Raw genomic sequence first — 18,214 nt, 5'->3', positions numbered from 1 at the left:
AAGAGACATGGCACAATTAGCAGTAAAAAAGTTTGGGATTAGCGGAGCAGAGGTAGCCAGGTATTTGGGCGTAACAGCATCTTGTATAAATCGAATAATGGGGAGTAATGAAATAAGTTTAAAGGGGAGAAACATATTGGAAATAGTGGAGAGAAGTTAGCAAAGCAATTTCAGCACCAACGTCCCCTATGTCCCCCCCTATGTTCCTCCCAAAAATGAAATCTCTTTTTTGCTGATTGGGCCTAAACAGACAAGGTTTAGTTTCGAGGGGGCGAAAATCCGGGAAGCTAATCTTATTACATCGTCCTTGTTAACTCTATCAATTTCTGCTATCGATTCTTCGAGGGAAATATATTTACCCATATAAAATTCGGAAGTGGCAAGCCTCAGCATCCTGTTTTCAGTGCTTTCGGCGCCAAGGACAATACTCCCTTTCAACTGCTCTCTGGAAAGATTCATTTCATCTTGTGTAACTTTACCTTTTTTAACACTATCCAATTCCTTCAATACAAGGTCAATAACTTCATTAACCTTATCTTCTGCGGTCCCCGCATAGATCATGACCGTGCCGCTGTCTCTATGCGAACTTTGGCATGAATAAATTGAATATGCCAATCCCCTTTTCTCACGTATCTCCTGGAAAAGGCGGGAACTCATGCTTCCGCCAAGGAGGACATTTAAAACCTGGAGGGCCGCCCTGTCTTTATGATTGAATCCCAGCCCGTCAGCGCCGAGGCAAATATGCACCTGATTTAATTTTTTCTTATGGACTTTTACACCGGGATGATATTCGGGAGTAACTGGTGCCGGAAAGTTTATTTTACTTCCGTGGTTTTTAAAATATTTTTTTGTTTTTTCAATAAAAGTTTTTTCTGAAAAATTTCCGCAGAGTGAAATAATTGTTTTTTGGGGATGATAATATTTTTTGTAAAAATCGTAAATTTCATCACGGGATAATTTCTGGATAATATTCCTGTAACCCAGGATCGGCCGGCCTAAACTGTTGTCAGGATAAATGGTTTCATTAAAAATATCAAAAATAAAATCCTCAGGGATATCTTCAGACATCTTGATTTCTTCAAGAACCACCCGGCGTTCCCGTTCCATTTCGTCTTCCGGGAAAACTGAATTATGGTAAAGATCTGATATAAGTTCTAAGGCAAGATCGAGATGCGTGTCTAAAACACGCGCGGAAAGACAGGTATATTCCCTGCCGGTAAAAGCGTCCAGCCGTCCCCCGACAGTTTCAAGTTCGGAAGCAATGGCGCGCGCGTCGCGTTTTTTGGTCCCCTTGAATAAAAGATGTTCGATAAAATGAGAAAATCCGCTTTCATTTTTATCTTCATCGCGGGAGCCGGCTTCAATCCAGATACCCAGAGAAACAGAACGGACATAAGGTATTTTTTCCATTACTACCTTAAGCCCGTTATTTAAAATTTCGCGGCGGTAAAAACTACTTTTTTTCATCCCTGGCTGTTTCAGGTGTAAGGGCCGCCTTCCGGCTTAAATTAATCCTTCCCTGGTTGTCAATTTCAACTACTTTTACTAAAACCTCATCACCTTCTTTAACAACATCTTCAACTTTCTTAACATGATAATCCGCTAACTGCGAAATATGCACCAATCCTTCTTTCCCTGGTAAAATCTCAACAAAGGCCCCGAAATTAACAATCCTCATAACTTTCCCTGTATATATTTCACCGACTACCACATCGCGGGTAAGATATTCCACCATATCCTGCGCCATCCTCGCGGACTCAACGCTTACTGAAGCTATATATACCTGGCCTGAATCTTTTATATCTATTTCCACTCCTGTTTGTTCAATAATTCCCCTGATAATTTTCCCACCGGGTCCGATAACATCTTTTATTTTCGCAGGGTCAATCTGCATAATTACTATCCTTGGGGCATAGTCTGAAATATCGCTTCTTGGTTTTGAAATAACCTCTTCCATTTTCGAAAGTATAAACAACCTTCCTTCTTTTGCCTGGGACAGGGCGTTTTTCATAATGGTTTCATCAAGCCCGTCAATTTTTATGTCCATTTGCAGCGCCGTTATACCGTTTTTTGTCCCCGCGACCTTAAAGTCCATGTCGCCAAGATGGTCTTCCTGGCCGAGAATATCCGAAAGAATTGCCACCTTACCGCCCTCTTTAATCAACCCCATCGCTATACCCGCCACGGGAGACTTAATCGGAACACCCGCATCCATAAGGCCTAACGTCCCCGCGCATACCGTGGCCATGGACGATGAACCGTTTGATTCCAGAATCTCAGATACAATTCTTATCGTGTATGGAAATTTATCCGCCTGCGGCAAAACAGGTTTAAGGGACTTTTGCGCCAATGCCCCATGGCCGATTTCTCTCCTGCCGGGGCCTGAAAACCTTCCCACTTCACCCACGCTGAACGGAGGAAAATTATAATGCAGCATAAATGATTCGGTATATTCACCCTCGAGGTCATCCATTCTCTGTTCATCCTGTGTTGTCCCAAGAGTAACAACAGACAAGCTTTGTGTCTGGCCGCGTGTAAAAAGACCTGAGCCATGAGTTCTCGGGAGTATTCCGACTTCGCAGGTTATCTGGCGGATATCTTTTAAAGAACGCCCGTCTGTCCTTTTCGCCTCCGTTAAAATTTTATTTCTTACTATTTTCTTCTCCAAATCTTCAAGAATTCCTTTTATTACAAGTTCCGGATTTTCATCTTCAGTGAATTCCGTCTTGAAATTTTCTATAACTTCTTTTTCCAGGTCAGATAAATTTTCTTTCATAAGATTTTTGTCAGATGTATTTAACGCTTTCTCCATCTTATCTTTCGAAAAATTACCCACTTTTAGTTTGACAGCTTCCGGTATCACGGAAACCGCCACTTCCCTTTTTGGTTTAGCAACTTCCCTGGCAAACTCTTCCTGGAATTCTATTATTTTAGAAATAAAAGGCCTTGCGAAATTTACGGCATCAATAACAACCTCTTCAGGGACCTCACTTGCTTCGGCCTCAATCATCAAAATTGCGTCTTTTTTTCCCACAATTACAAGGTTCAGACTGCTTTTATCCATCTCATCATAACCGGGATTCAGGATAAACTCTTCATTTATTCTTCCAATCCTTACAGCGCCAACCGGTCCGTAAAACGGTATATCCGAAAAAGTAAGGGCGGCTGATGCGCCGATAATGGAAAATATATCCGGCGCGTTAATCCCATCCACAGAAAGAACTATAGGAACAATCTGCACTTCATTTTTAAACCCGTCCGGGAAAAGAGGGCGAAGCGGCCTGTCAACCAAACGGCTTGTAAGGATTTCTTTTGTGGTCGGTCTTCCTTCCCGTTTAAAAAAACCGCCGGGAATCTTTCCCGCGGCATAGGCCTTCTCCCTGTATTCAACTGTTAAAGGAAAAAAATCTATATCTTTTCTCGCTTCTTTTGCCATTACCGCTGTGGTCAAAACAACCGTGTCTCCATATTTTACCATTGCCGCACCATTAGCCTGTTTTGCGAGGTGCCCCACTTCAATTATTAAACTGCTGTTACCTAACTTTAATTCTTTTCGCTGCATAAATCCATCCTTTATTTTCTAATATTTAGTTTGCCGATAATATCCTGATACTTGGCATAATCTTTTTGTTGTAAATAGTTCAACAGCCTTCTTCTCTGGCCGACAATTTTTAAAAGCCCCCTTCTTGAATGATGATCTTTGATATGAGATTTAAAATGTTCAGTCAGATCATTTACTCTCTGGGTCAATAAAGCAATCTGGACTTCAACGGACCCTGTATCTTTATCATGTTTTTTAAATTTTTCAACAACCTCTTTTTTTACTTCCTTGGTCAATGACATAAAAACACCTTCCTTTCCTAAAAATTAAGTATATAAATATTTTTAAATTAATAATATCCGAACAAGGGTGATAACTTCTTGTCACTGGTTCAGCCATTTTACAATCCTATAAATTTTACCTTCCCGCGAAACATCTTCAACTATTCCTGAAATTGCCGGATTTTCTTCCTGATATAAACGGTATAATCCCCTCGGGTTAAATACACCGGAATAAGAAAAAACACTATTTCCTGTAAGAGGTTTTCCGCATTTAAGGAGTTTTATCCCCTCCGGCAATACTTTAATCTCCGGTAAATGATTTAATGCTTCGTCCATCGGCATCAAATTTTTTTTAACTATTTCTATATCCTTGATGTCTTTTAATCCAATTGCATTATTTAAATCAAAAGAACCCGCCATGGTCCGGACAAGATTATAAAGACACGCACCCGTTCCCAGCTTATCTCCTATATCGGAACATAAAGTCCTCACATAAGTCCCTTTTGAACATTTAATCGAAAAACCGACATAAGGTAATTTTACTTCCAAAAGGTCTATCTTGTAAACAGTAATTTTCCTGGGTCTCCTTTCAACCTCTTTTCCTTCCCTGGCTAATTTATATAGCCGTTTCCCTTTATAATGCAAGGCGGAAACCATAGGCGGAACCTGCAAAATATCGCCTGAAAAAGATTGTAATATTTCTTGAATATCACCCGGCGTTATATTAAAATCCCTAACCTCTTTTATAATTTTTCCTGTAATGTCCTGGGTATCAGTCGAAACCCCGAGCAATAAAGTTATCCTGTAAGATTTATTCTCATTTATCAGAAACTGGACAATCTTTGTAGCCCGTCCAATACATACAGGTAAAACCCCGGTCGCATCCGGGTCTAATGTTCCTGTATGGCCAACCTTTTTTATATTAGTAATTTTTCTAATATAATCGACAACATCATGAGATGTCATCCCACAGGGTTTATTAATATTTAAAATACCATCCATCGTGCTGCACTCCACAACTTCTCACTATATGTATTTCTCCACTTCCTTAATAATCTTTTCCAGTATACTGTTTATGCTTCCTGTAACTACACAGCCAGCCGCGTGAGAATGTCCTCCACCTCCAAATATCCCTGCAATTTTATTAACATCCACACCCTCCTTGGAACGGAAACTCACTTTGGTTACCAGCTGGTTATTATCATTTAAAAATTCCCTGAAGAAAAGAGAAACTTTTACCCCTTTTATCATCTGGACATAGTTTATAAAACCCTCTGTCTCTCCATTGGTAAGGCTTGAAAGGCTGTAATCATACTGCCTTATCTTCATCCATGCAATCTCGCCTGTCTTATTCATTTCAACACTTGATAATGCCAGTCCTAAAAGTTTTATCGAGATTATGTTAAAAATTTCATATATCTCTTCATAAATTTTATTTGGATTAATGCCATACTTAATAAGATCAGCTACTACCAGGTGGCTTTTAGCGTCTGTATTCAGATAATGGAACGAACCTGTATCAGTCAAAATACCTGTATATAGACATTCCGCAATGTCCCTGTCTATCTTCTCGTTTAAAAGAACAATTAAATCATAAATAATAACCGCTGTGGCAGATGCGTCCTGGTTTAAATATTGCAGCTGCCCAAATTTGTTATTGCTTATATGATGATCAATATTTATAATAAAAGGAACCTTCCTCAAGGCCTTGTTAACTATATCTCCCAGCCGTTTCTTATCACTCGCATCCAGGACTATAGCAATATCAAAATTTTCTAAAAATGAAACTTCATTTTTCACCTTTTGACTTCCATAAAGGAATTTATATACTTCCGGGACCGGATGCTGATTTAAGATAGTCGCCTTTTTGCCGCTATTTTCCAGGATTTTTATCATAGCAAGTTGTGAACCGATAGAATCGCCGTCAGGATTAATATGACTTACAATGAGAAAGTTATTGCCTTTTTTAATTGTTTCTGCAATAGCTGTTAGTTCCTTCACCCCGCCCTTCCTCCTATAACTACTATCTAAACTAATATGCCACCCCAATCCTTCCTTTTTCCTTAGGAAGGGCGGGGTTCATTATTCTATCTTTTCTTCCCTGGAAATTTTATCCATTAATTCTAAAATATGCGCGCCTTTTTCGATGGAATTATCCAATTCAAAAAGGATGTTAGGAATATGCCTTAAACATAACCTTTCTTTAATTTCGTGACGGATAAACCCGGCCGCGCTTTTTAATCCTTTAATTGTTTTCTGTTTCTTCTCTTCATCCGCAAAAACACTGACAAAAACTTTTGCCTCGCTGAGGTCGGGATTTGTCTTAACCTCCAAAACCGAAACAAAACCTATCCTCGGATCTTTTAAATCTTTTTGGATAATACTGCCGATCTCTTCACGTAAAAGAGAATTAATCCTTTCTAATCTTACCGGTTTCATAATTTCTAATTACAATTCCTGCACAACAGTTTCTTTGATATAGAATTCAAGAATATCATTTTGCTTAATATCATTATAATTTTCAATGCCTAATCCGCATTCATATCCTGCGGCTACCTCTTTTGCATCCTCTTTAAATCTTCTAAGCGATGAAATTTTCCCTTCAAAAACAACAACACTATCCCTGACAAGCCGGACAAAAGAAGACCTCGTTACTTTACCATCTGTTATATATATTCCTGCTATGTTTCCGATCTTTGGGATACGAAATACCTCTCTGATTTCCGCCCTTCCTAAAATTACCTCTTTGAATTTCGGTTCCAATAAACCCGTCATAGCCTTCCGGACATCATCTATAACATCATATATTATTCTATATAGCCTTATATCGATACCTTCCCTTGCCGCGAGTTCATTGACTTTAGGTTCAGGCCTGACTGTAAATCCTATAATAATCGCGTTTGAAGCTGACGCCAGTAAAACATCGCTTTCGGTAATCGCCCCTACTCCGCTGTGAATAATATTAAGTTTAACCTTTGAAGTAGAAAGCTGTTCCAACGTCCCCTGTAACGCCTCAATTGAACCCTGGACATCCGCTTTAATTATAATATTCAGCCCTTTCATATCACCTTGCTGGATCTTGCTGTAAACATCCCCTAATTTAATATGCCCTTTTTCACCCAAACCTCTTTCCCTGTCCATTTCTCTGCGTTTTATCCCTATCTGGCGGGCTGTTTTTTCGTCGTTTACAACATAAAACAAATCTCCCGCCTGGGGTAATTCTGAAATCCCCATTATCTGGACAGGCGACGAAGGACCTGCCTCCTTCAACCGCTTTCCCCAGTCATCAACCATGGCCTTAATTTTTCCAAAACAATGCCCGCTGATAAACGGGTCACCTATATGAAGTATTCCCTGCTGGATTAAAACAGTGGCCATAACACCCCTTTTTTTATCCATTGATGCCTCAACAATTGTCCCTTTAGCCGGGCGGTCCGGATTAGCTTTTAACTCCAGCATTTCCGCCTGTAGAAGAATCATTTCCAATAAATCCGAAATCCCTTTTTTCATCAAAGCTGAAACTTCGACAAAAATAGTCTTACCGCCCCATTCCTCGGGACTGAGACCATAATCACTAAGCTGCTGTTTCACCCTCATTGGGTTCGCCTCTTTCTTATCTATTTTATTAATAGCTACAATTATCGGCACATTGGCCGCTTTAGCATGATCAACGGCTTCTTTTGTCTGCGGCATAACCCCGTCATCCGCGGCAACAACCAAAACTACAATGTCTGTAACCTTTGCCCCCCTCGCACGCATCGCAGTAAACGCCTCATGCCCCGGCGTATCAAGAAAAACTATGGTCCCTTTATCCAATTTCACATGATACGCACCAATATGCTGTGTAATCCCGCCTGACTCCTGGTCAACAACATTTGTTTTTCTGATAGCATCAAGAAGTTTTGTTTTGCCGTGGTCAACATGCCCCATAATTGTTACAATCGGCGCCCTGGGTCTTAATTTAGACGGGTCTTCTTTTTCTTCTTTGATAACAATTTCTTCCCCAAAAAGCGGGGCCGATTCTATTTCAAAACCGTATTCCGCAGCAATTGTCCCGGCGGTATCCAGGTCTATCCGCTGGTTAATAGCCGCCATTACTCCAAAATCAATTAATTTTTTAATTACTTCAGACGGTTCTTTGTTCAATTTATTTGCCAACTCGCTTACTACGATAAAATCACCTGTAATTTTTAAAACATTCTTTTTTTCCTGTATCTCTTCTTTTTTCTTTGTTTCTTTGGAAATTTCCTTTTTTACAGGTTTAATTTCAGGCGCTTTTTCTTCAGTTTCCGTTTTTTTCTGCGGTTCTTTTCTCGCGCTTTTTGGAACAGGTTTTGAAACAGCAGAAATTTTAGTTTCTGGAACAGGTTTTAATTTAGCAGGTTCAGCACTTTTTCTTTTTTCATCATCTAACGCAGTAAGAACCATCTGGATTGTATCTTCGGACAAAACACTCATATGGCTCTTTATGTCAACACCTAACTGCCTGAGCCCGTCTATAAGTTTTTTGCTCGGTACATTTATTTTTTTGGCTAACTCGTGTACTCTCATATTTCCCGCTTTCTTTTGTTTCTAATTGTTGAGCCTTAATCCTATTTTTATTTTATTTATCATCTGTTTCTTCCTTTGCTTCAGTATCCTGTATTTTATTATCTATATTTTCTTCAGCTATGTGTAAAAGTTTTTCCGCGGTTTTCTTGCCAATTCCCTCTATGGACTCAAGCTGTTCAATCCCTGCTTCTTTTATATCTTTTAGGTTGTGCAGTCCGGCTGTTTCAAGTCTTTTAACAGTTTTACTGCCCACACCTTCAATTGATGATAATGATATATCTTCCTGTGTTTCCGCGCTTTCTTTAAATATTTTACTCAGGGTCTGGCGCTGGACTTCTTTAAATTCATCTTCATTTTTTACATCAATTTTCCAATTGGTTAATCTTGCTGAAAGCCTGGCATTCTGTCCTTTCTTTCCGATAGCAAGCGATAATTGGTCATTCGGGACAATAACTAATGCCCGCTTCTTTTCCCTGTCAAGAATTACCCTTGTTATTTTTGCGGGGCTTAAGGCATGAATTATAAATTCTGATTCATTTTCCGACCACGGGATTATATCCAGTTTTTCATTCCTTAATTCTCTTGTAATAGCCTGTATCCGGCTTCCTTTCATACCGACACATGCTCCGACAGGATCAATATTTGAATTTTTCGCGTAAACCGCAATTTTTGTCCTCTCCCCCGGTTCACGGACTATATTTTTTATTTCCACAGTCTTTTCTCCGATTTCAGGGACTTCCAGTTCAAAAAGCCTTCTTACCAATCCGGGGTGAGACCGTGAAAGTTTTATCTGAAGACCTTTGTTCGACTTAACAACCTCAACTACATACACTTTTATCCTGTCACCTGAAATATATTTTTCATTCTTTACTTGTTCCCTGTAAGGTAAAATCCCTTCTACTTTTCCTAATAATATATTAATATAATTACGTTCAACCTTCTGCACGGTCCCTGTGGCAATATCACCTTCTTTTTTCTTGATTTCCTTATAGATACTCTCTCTTTCTGCTTCCTTTATTCTCTGGATAACTATTTGTTTGGTAGTTTGTGCCGCGGTCCTTGTAAAATCCAACGGGGACAAGGGGACCCTGATATCCTCGTTTAGTTTTACATCCGGGTTTATTTTCCTGGCTGTTTTCATATCTATCTCGAAAAAGTCTTTGGGTTCACTGACCGCTTTTTTTATCCAATTAACATTAATATGGCCGTCAGCATCCTCTTTTATTTCAATATTGCCGGATTTAATTGAATAACCAAAAGTCTTTTTTGCCGCGGCTAAAAAGGCTATATGCAGGGTGTTAATTAAGGCCTGGCGATCCAGACCTCTTTCCCTGACTAACTGTTCTAATGCTTCAACTAGCTTATCAGTCATCATTTTCTCCCGTGATACTTTTTCGTAAGGGTTCAAAATTTTGAACCCCTGCAGTACAATTAAAACTCGGGCACTAATTTTGCCCGCGAAATATTATTTAAATTTATTTCAAACATCTTCCCTGAATTTTTCTCTTCCAATATTATATTTTGATTTTTACATTCCCTTAAAAATCCAATAAAATTTTTCTGCCCGTTTATGGCTTCGTGAAGCTTAATTTTACTAAGCCTTCCTTCAAATTTTCTGAAATCCGGTTCACCTGTAAGCGCCCTGTCAAGCCCCGGCGAGGAAATCTCAAGGAAATAACTCCCTGGGATTAAATCATTATTATCCAATAAAGAATTTATCTTGCCGCTTATTTTAGCACAATCTTCCACATTAACACCATTTTCTTTATCAACAAAAATTCTTAAAATCCTGCGTCCATATTCTGTTTTAAACTCGATATTTACCAATTCCATGTTATCTTTTACAATAACCGGGCAAATAATTTCTTTTATTTTTTCTAAAGTTTCTTTATCAAACATAAATAATGTCCAGCAAGGGGGACATCCCTGTCTTAATTCAGACAAGGGGTCATGACCCCTTGTTTTGCAGAATAATTTTATTTACCTCATTCAATAAATCTTCTGCTTTTACTATCGTAACTTCCCCTGTCTTCCTTATTCTTATTTCAACCTCGTTATTTACCGCTCTTTTCGCGCCGATTGTTATCCTGACAGGAATTCCTATCAAATCTGCATCCTTAAATTTCACACCCGGTTTTTCGTTGCGATCGTCAAATAAAACTTCAATCCCGTTTTTAATAAAAGTCCGGTAACATCTTTCTGCCAGACTTTTTGTTGTTTCGGAATTAATATCTAAAAGTGAAATAACCACATGATATGGCGCAAGCGCCATAGGCCAGATTATTCCGTCCTTGTCATGATTTTGTTCAATCGCAGCCGCGGCTGTCCTGCCTATCCCTATGCCATAACATCCCATAACAATAAATTTTTCCCTGCCGTCTTCATCAAGAAAAACCGCTTTAAGTGATTTGCTGTACCTGAGCCCCAGTTTAAAAACATGCCCGACCTCAATTCCTTTTACAATCTGAAGGCTACCTTTGCATTGAGGGCACATATCTCCGGATTTAACTTTTCTTAAATCAAGCAATTCTGTAACAAAAAAATCTCTTTTATAATTTACATTTTTCAAATGTTTATCTTTTTTATTCGCGCCTGTAACACCATTAATTATGTTTTCAATTGAATGGTCTGCCAAAATTTTTATACCCTTCAAACCGACTGGCCCTATAAAACCCGCAGGAGATTTGGCAACTTTCATTATCTCTTCCTCTCCCGCAAGCTCTACTTCCCTCCCGCCGAAATAATTCGATAATTTCGTCTCATTTAAGGTTAAATCCCCGCGGATAAGGACAGCCGCAAATTCTTTGCCTGCTTTATAAAGAAGCGTTTTTATTAATTTATCAGGCGTTACCTTTAAAAACCCGCTAACCTCTTCTATGGACTTTATCCCGGGTGTATCAATTTCTTCCACGGGCCCTGATAAAGCATCATCTTTTACATTTTCTAAATAATTTTTTGCAAGGCTGATATTGCTTGCATAATCACATGAACTGCAGACAGCAATAAAATCCTCTCCTGTATCAGCCAGGACCATGAATTCATGTGAAAACGAACCTCCAATCTGTCCTGTATCTGCATAAACCGCGCGGAATTTTAAACCGCAGCGTTTAAAAATCTTATTATAAGCTTCATATGCCTTATTGTAACTTTCCTCCGCGCCTTTTTCATCCCTGTCAAAACTATAGGCATCTTTCATACCAAACTCACGCCCACGCATCAGTCCGAATCTCGGCCTTATTTCATCCCTGAATTTTGTCTGAATCTGGTAAAACGTTACAGGCAATTGCCTGTAAGAATGCACCTCTGAATGAACAAGATGAGTAACAACCTCTTCATGTGTAGGCCCTAAAGCAAAATTTCTCTTGTTTCTGTCCTGCACCCTCATCAATTCAGGCCCATAAATATCCCATCTGCCCGTTTCATCCCACAATTCTTTCGGTATCAGAGCAGGCATTAATATCTCCTGCGCGCCTGAAACATCCATTTCTTCCCTGATAATTCGTTCCAATTTATGAATCACACGCAGGCCCAGAGGCAAAAAAATATAAATGCCTGCCGCGAGTTTCCTGATAAACCCGGCCCGAAGTAAAAGATTATGGCTTACTACTTCTGCCTCTTTCGGATTTTCCCTCAAAGTGGGGATAAAAGTTTTAGACCAATACATTTTATTAATAAATAAAACTTATAATTTTCAATATTATACTACTTTTTAATGTCTTTTTCTAAACCAATATTATCATCTCCCTCAGTTTCATTTTCTTTTTCATCCGCTTTTGATTCTGCGGGAGATTCCTTGTCGTCTTTCTTGTTAACTAACCCATTTTCAACAAACTTTTTCCTGCCTTCTTTAACCGCGGAAGCAACCAGGCTTGTTATAAGTTTAATAGAACGAATAGCGTCATCGTTCCCTGGAATTATATAATCCACCACATCAGGATCAGAATTTGTGTCAACCAAACCTATTACAGGAATGTTTAATTTTTTAGCCTCACAAATGGCTGTGTTTTCTTTTCTGGAATCTATTACAAAAATAGCGTCAGGCAAACCTTCTATATTTTTAATTCCTTTTAGTATTTTCTCCAATTTATCTTTTTCTTTTTTTATTTTAATAATCTCTTTTTTGAGCAATTTATCCGATGTACCGTCAGTTATTTTTTCCATTGTTTTAAGTTTGTTTATGCTTTTCTTAATAGTTTGGAAATTAGTAAGCATACCTCCAAGCCATCGATGGTTAACATAAAACATACCGCATTGTTCAGCTTCTTCGGCAATTACATCCTGGGCCTGTTTCTTTGTCCCTACAAAAAGAATATTTTTCCCGTTACTTGACAGGTTATAAACAAATTCACATGCTTCCTGCAGTTTTTTTGCGGTTTTCTGCAAATCAATTATATATACTCCATTGCGTTCACCGAAGATATAATCCTGCATTTTCGGGTTCCATCTCTTCGTCTGGTGTCCAAAATGCACTCCTGCCTCTAACAGGTCTTTCATTGAAATTGAAACCATTTTTTACTCCTCCTTTTTGTTTTTTGAGAGGACAACATGTCAGGTGCCCTCTACAACGTCCACCTCTTTCAACTTCTACCGGAATCCACCTGAGGCGGACACAACCGTTAGAATCCAGAAGTGTGTGTGATTATGATTTTTCCGCGTTTATCTTCACGTATTCAGGTGTTAAATCACAGGTCAAAACAGATACATGTGCCTTTCCCTGTTTTAAATTAATCGTTAATTCTATTTCCCTGTTCGAAAGATATTTTTTGACCAGGGAATAAGCTTTTTCTATCCCTTGGCCATTTGCCGTTATTTTATTTTTTCCATAAAATATATCAATCTTTTCTTCAGTTACATTAATACCACTTGAACCTACAGCCGACATGATCCTTCCCCAGTTCGGGTCCTCTCCAAAAATGGACGTTTTTACAAGGCTGGAATTAGCTATAGCAAAAGCCGCTTTTTTAGCTTCATTTTCACTTTTGGCCCCATTTACTTTTATATTAATTAATTTAGTTGCCCCCTCCCCGTTTTTAACAATTTCTTTGGCCAAAAACCGGCAGACAAAAGAAACAGCATTTTTAAAAATATTATAATCACTGCTGCCTTCTTTAATATTTCTATTCCCTGCCATACCGTTCGCCGTGATTACCACTGTATCATTTGTACTCCTGTCCCCGTCCACGGTTATTAAATTAAAGGAATCATTAACCGCCTCTTCCAAAATATGCTGTAAAAGTTTTTTTTCTATGTTAATGTCACATGTTAAAAAACAAAGCATCGTGGCCATATCGGGATGAATCATACCCGCGCCTTTGCACATTCCGCCTAACCGCACCCTTTTTTTATCTATAACAAACTCAAGCGCAATTTCTTTAGGATAAAGATCAGTTGTCATAATAGCTAAAGCGCTGTTATGCCCGCCGCTTTTTGACAATTTATCTTTTAACTCAATAATACCATGTTTTATTTTTTCAATCGGCAATCCGGCGCCAATCCTGCCGGTAGAGGCAACCAAAACTTCTTTAGACTCTATTTCCAGAACACCGGCTGTAATATTGACCATTTGCCATGCATCATCTAGACCTTTTTTACCGGTACACGCATTTGCATTACCGCTGTTTATCACAATAGCACTGATTCTATTATTTTTTAACTGCTCCCGGGATATTGTAACCGGGGCGGCTTTTACCTTATTTTTTGTAAAAACTCCGGCTGCAGTTGCGGCTGTTTCAGAAAAAATAAGGCACAAATCTTTTTTACCATCATGTTTTATTCCGCAATGAATGCCATTTGCTAAAAAACCACATGGAGAAGTAATTCCTCCATTTTTTATTATTTTAATATAAGTCTTATTTGTCTTATAAGTCATATAATATTTTTATAAATAAAAAGGAAGGTAATAACCTTCCTTTTTTGTATGTTTTCTATAGGTAATTTCTCCGTTTTATCTCTTAGAAAATTGGAATCTGGCCCTGGCAGCCTTTTGCCCGTATTTCTTTCTCTCTTTTTGACGAGAATCACGGGTCAAACAGCCCGCCCTTTTTAATTTTGTCCGCAGTTCATTGTCCAGTTTCAGCAAGGCGCGGGCAATACCCATTTTTATTGCATCGGCCTGGCCGCTTAATCCGCCGCCATGGACCGCAATATGGACATCAAACCTATCAATCATATTAACCAATTCCAACGGTTGTTTAACAGATTTCTGTAAAACCAGTCTTGGAAAATATTCAGATGCAGGCCTTTCATTAATGATAATCTTACCTTTTCCTTCAATAAGGTAAACTCTTGCTATTGCGGTTTTTCTCCTGCCGGTACTTAAACTGTTATTTAACAAAGTATAACTCCTCTCTTAAAAAGCCCATACTTCCGGTTTTTGAGCAGTTTGTTTATGATCTGCCCCTTTGTACACCCTTAGATGTCTCAGTAATGTTTTTTGCAGCCTGTTGTGAGTTAACATCCTCCTGACAGCATCATAAATAATAAGCTCTGGTTTTTTTTCTAAGAGTTTATTATAAGGGATCTCTTTCAGCCCGCCTGGATAATTTGTATGATAGCGGTAAATTTTAGTATCCGCTTTTTTTCCTGTCATTACTACCTTTGAGGCATTTATTACTACAACTTCATCACCGCAGTCAAGAAACGGAGCAAATTCAGGTTTGTGTTTCCCTCGAAGGAGCTTTGCGACTTCACTCGCCATGCGCCCCAGAACTTTTCCCTCCGCGTCAATTATATACCATTTTTTAACAATGTCTTTTTGTTTTATAAATATTGTTTTCATATTTTCTCTATCATATTTTTTTAATAAAAAATAGATTATATACGATTTTTTATCTTTGTCAAGCAAAAATTTTGTGTTTTACATCTTTTTTGCTAAATCAATCAGCAGTTGGACCACATCTTCTTCTGATATACCCAGATGATTATAATTATTGTAATATGTATTTATATATTGCGAATATTTTTCCGGCTTTATCATTTCTTCTCTCAAACTCTTTATTTTTTCAAGAAGTTTTTGTATCAGCTCATCGTTTATTTCAATATTTTCACTTTTAAACCTTACCTTATTTTTTTCCAGAACAGATTCAACGGCGGCGGCGCCGCTGTGCTTCCCGAAAATAAATTTATGAGTCCCGCCGACGGTTTCTTCCCGGATAAACTGGTAAATTAAAGGATTTATCAGAATACCTGCTGTATGGATACCGGACTCGTGGGCGAAAACACCTTCTCCTATTATTGGTTCGTGCACCTGAATGGGAATACCTGAATAACGCTCCACCATCTTTCTCAATTCCACAAGCTTGTCATATTTAAAACCGGGTATATCGACTCCATAAAGTTCTTTCAAAATCATAACAGTCAAATGCAGGGAAGTATTGCCGGCACGCTCCCCTATGCCGTTAGCGGTAACGCCCGCGTATGTTGCTCCATGGCTCATCGCGCGCACGGTATTAAACGCTCCCATCCCAAAATCATTATGAAAATGGGCTGTCATAGGAACACCGTCAAGCGCCTTTAACATTTTCGGGATATAAAAATCCACCGCCTCCGGCGTAAAAACCCCGCAGGTATCAGAAAAACACATTCTTGTCCCCCCGGCCTTAACACACGCCTTAGCCCACTCGATGCCGTATTTTATATTGCCGCGCGAAGAATCTTCCGATGCAAACTCAACCCGGCTTATCCCTTTTTCCCTGGCATATCTGATTATGTCGCAGACCATATTGGTATTTGCTTCATGGTAAAAATCCAATTTGGTATCCAGCCACTTTTCAACCTGCTTCCCCTCGCGTTTTAACAGGGTCTTGCCTAATTTATATTTAATATGCAAGTCTGAAAAAGTAGACAGGACCAGAATACTTGCATCATCCGGCTTCGCCCCGATTTCAGCAAGCGTATTGATGACCATGTTCACATCGTCCTTATTACTGCGGCACATTGCCAAAATTTCAACATCTTTTCTTATCTCGCCCCGTTTTTGAGCTTGGACAATCAACTGCAGAGCCTTGCAGTCGGATATGCCGTTTACAGGAAACGCAACATCCATAACATGAATTCCCATATCGCTCAAAAATTTTGCCATTTCCAATTTGCCTTCAGGGCTAAAAGCCACACCCGGCATCTGCTCGCCGTCGCGAAGCGTATCGTCATAAATACGAATATCTTCCGGCTTTGGAAATTTTAATTTTTTTGTAAAAGTTTTCGGCAATCTTACCAGTTTATCTATTGGCTCACGAAATTCAATCATTGTTTCTCCTAAAAAACGGTTTAAACCGTTCAAACGGTTTAAACGGTTCAAACGGTTAATTTATTTCGCCAAATCATATCCCTTGCTTTTATCTCCATACACACCCCATTTCTGAATGGCCGCGTTTAGTTCTTTATTGTTCCGGCAGGCTTTTTCCAATGGTATGTTTTTCATCGCGGCGTTAATTGCCTGGTGGAATGCCTCTACTCCCGCCTTAAGCCCCATTGGATGCCCGTGAACTCCTCCACCCGCCCCGATCAGAATATCATTCCCGACATCATTCATCAATTTCCCGATCAAACCCGCGTGAATACCTGCTGAAGGACATGGAAATACTCTGTTCAGATGATAAAACGGTGAAAGTAATTCCTGCGCGATCCTGATTATCTTTTCCCTAAGCATTAGCACCTTCCCGTAATGGCTCGGATAAACAACCATATCTGCTCCTGATAACCTCGCCAGTTTTCCTAAAACCAGATTTGAACTTAATCCATAATTAGGAGATTCAAACATTGCACCGGCAAAATCCGGATGGGACAAGATCGGAACGTTTATATTTTTATCTTCAGCCAGCGCGCTCATCGCGGAAAAACCAACGGTATAAGTGTTAATCATCAGGGAATTCGCACCGTCCTTTATAGCCTTACGCGCCTTTTCAAACATCTTGTCGTGGTTGTCGGTTATATTCAAACTATACAAAACTTTCCGGCCGGTCTCACTATAGATCTTTTCAGCCGCCTTTAAACAGACCTCCAGCCGTTCCGGAACAGTGCAAAAATCCGGATCCGCAAGCAATTCATCATCCTTAATAATGTCAACACCCGCCATACCCAATTCAAAAAACATTTTGCCAAGCATTTTTGGCGGCATACCAACGCATGGTTTAAACATAACCATAACCAGCGGCCTGTCTTTAACTTTCAATAATCTCCTCATCCCGTCAACCCCGAATTTAGGGCCGTTATAATTTTTTATAAAAGATAAAGGGAAATGAATGTCCAGAAGTTTTAGTTTTCCGGCCATGGATATATTACCGTAAAGAGCGGTTAAAACCTGCGGAATCTGCCCGCTGATATTTTGCACCGGGAAACCTAAAAGAAAAACAAAATTCCTTATTTTATTTTCAGGCAGTGCGTCTTCGTAATTGGGTATCTCATAAATTCCAAGCACCCTTGCCCCGTATTTTTCAATTATATTTTCAGTCTCTTCCGGGACTTTTGTCCATGTCCCTGTTGACTGTTCCAGGGCCAGCGCCTCAACTTTTTTTAAAATGTCTTCCGTGGCGGTTTCAAGGTGATATATTCCGATTATATAATCTTCATGGTTTATACCTTCTTTAATAGTAAACAATTTTGAATTCAAATACATCATCTCCTCCCATTTTTGTGAGGAATATTATATCAAATAAATCCAAAAATAATATATTATTAATTTAAAATTTTATATACAAAATAACTTTTATTAATTATAATTGGTTCTGTTGAAATCCTTTAATATATAGCCCGAAGAAGACGAAAAGCTCCTCCAGAGAGAAATCTTTGGAAAAAGGAGGAGCTTTCGTGAAACAACTTACAAGCTATGAACAGTTTATCCTGG

General features: G+C 39.0%; 16 protein-coding genes. All 16 read right to left on the bottom strand.

The features are described from left to right. Positions 1-198: 198 nt before the first annotated feature. Positions 199-1,467 (bottom strand): pitrilysin family protein, encoded by a 1,269-nt coding sequence (locus AB1498_04660; GenBank protein MEW6087574.1) that lies wholly within the window; start codon positions 1,465-1,467, stop codon positions 199-201. Next, positions 1,454-3,562: a polyribonucleotide nucleotidyltransferase gene (gene pnp / locus AB1498_04655; GenBank protein MEW6087573.1), complete on the bottom strand. Its 2,109-nt coding sequence runs from the start codon at positions 3,560-3,562 to the stop codon at positions 1,454-1,456. The genes AB1498_04660 and pnp overlap by 14 nt, the downstream gene beginning before the upstream one ends. A gap of 11 nt (positions 3,563-3,573) precedes the next feature. Continuing rightward, on the bottom strand, positions 3,574-3,843 hold the full coding sequence (gene rpsO, locus AB1498_04650; protein ID MEW6087572.1) for a 30S ribosomal protein S15: 270 nt from the start codon (positions 3,841-3,843) through the stop codon (positions 3,574-3,576). A gap of 81 nt (positions 3,844-3,924) precedes the next feature. Beyond that, on the bottom strand, positions 3,925-4,824 hold the full coding sequence (gene truB, locus AB1498_04645; protein ID MEW6087571.1) for a tRNA pseudouridine(55) synthase TruB: 900 nt from the start codon (positions 4,822-4,824) through the stop codon (positions 3,925-3,927). 24 nt (positions 4,825-4,848) lie between these two features. Continuing rightward, positions 4,849-5,823: a bifunctional oligoribonuclease/PAP phosphatase NrnA gene (locus AB1498_04640; GenBank protein MEW6087570.1), complete on the bottom strand. Its 975-nt coding sequence runs from the start codon at positions 5,821-5,823 to the stop codon at positions 4,849-4,851. A gap of 81 nt (positions 5,824-5,904) precedes the next feature. After that, entirely contained in the window at positions 5,905-6,261 is a 357-nt protein-coding gene (rbfA, locus tag AB1498_04635) for a 30S ribosome-binding factor RbfA (protein ID MEW6087569.1), read from the bottom strand. 9 nt (positions 6,262-6,270) lie between these two features. Continuing rightward, positions 6,271-8,373, bottom strand: coding sequence for a translation initiation factor IF-2 (infB, locus tag AB1498_04630; protein MEW6087568.1), 2,103 nt, complete (start codon positions 8,371-8,373; stop codon positions 6,271-6,273). Between the two features lie 52 nt (positions 8,374-8,425). Next, on the bottom strand, positions 8,426-9,745 hold the full coding sequence (gene nusA / locus AB1498_04625; protein ID MEW6087567.1) for a transcription termination factor NusA: 1,320 nt from the start codon (positions 9,743-9,745) through the stop codon (positions 8,426-8,428). A gap of 59 nt (positions 9,746-9,804) precedes the next feature. Then, the gene (rimP, locus tag AB1498_04620) at positions 9,805-10,272 is read right to left on the bottom strand and encodes a ribosome maturation factor RimP (GenBank protein MEW6087566.1); all 468 of its coding nucleotides are present in this window, start codon (positions 10,270-10,272) and stop codon (positions 9,805-9,807) included. Between the two features lie 49 nt (positions 10,273-10,321). Further along, positions 10,322-12,037: a proline--tRNA ligase gene (locus AB1498_04615; protein MEW6087565.1), complete on the bottom strand. Its 1,716-nt coding sequence runs from the start codon at positions 12,035-12,037 to the stop codon at positions 10,322-10,324. Positions 12,038-12,075: 38 nt separating this feature from the next. Then, positions 12,076-12,882, bottom strand: a complete 807-nt coding sequence (gene rpsB / locus AB1498_04610; protein ID MEW6087564.1) for a 30S ribosomal protein S2 — start codon at positions 12,880-12,882, stop codon at positions 12,076-12,078. Positions 12,883-13,012: 130 nt separating this feature from the next. Then, complete coding sequence (gene argJ, locus AB1498_04605; GenBank protein MEW6087563.1) at positions 13,013-14,242, bottom strand: bifunctional glutamate N-acetyltransferase/amino-acid acetyltransferase ArgJ; 1,230 nt, start codon at positions 14,240-14,242, stop codon at positions 13,013-13,015. 75 nt (positions 14,243-14,317) lie between these two features. Continuing rightward, the gene (gene rpsI, locus AB1498_04600) at positions 14,318-14,707 is read right to left on the bottom strand and encodes a 30S ribosomal protein S9 (protein MEW6087562.1); all 390 of its coding nucleotides are present in this window, start codon (positions 14,705-14,707) and stop codon (positions 14,318-14,320) included. 15 nt (positions 14,708-14,722) lie between these two features. Next, complete coding sequence (gene rplM / locus AB1498_04595; protein ID MEW6087561.1) at positions 14,723-15,151, bottom strand: 50S ribosomal protein L13; 429 nt, start codon at positions 15,149-15,151, stop codon at positions 14,723-14,725. Positions 15,152-15,229: 78 nt separating this feature from the next. Further along, complete coding sequence (locus AB1498_04590; GenBank protein MEW6087560.1) at positions 15,230-16,618, bottom strand: hypothetical protein; 1,389 nt, start codon at positions 16,616-16,618, stop codon at positions 15,230-15,232. 60 nt (positions 16,619-16,678) lie between these two features. Beyond that, the gene (locus AB1498_04585; protein MEW6087559.1) at positions 16,679-17,980 is read right to left on the bottom strand and encodes a 2,3-diketo-5-methylthiopentyl-1-phosphate enolase; all 1,302 of its coding nucleotides are present in this window, start codon (positions 17,978-17,980) and stop codon (positions 16,679-16,681) included. Positions 17,981-18,214 lie beyond the last annotated feature (234 nt).

Source organism: bacterium, assembly GCA_040754625.1.
Classification (GTDB): Bacteria; JACRDZ01; JAQUKH01; order JAQUKH01; family JAQUKH01; genus JAQUKH01.
The sequence above is the reverse complement of the archived record's forward strand: the minus strand, read 5'-3'. Positions and strand labels throughout refer to the sequence as shown.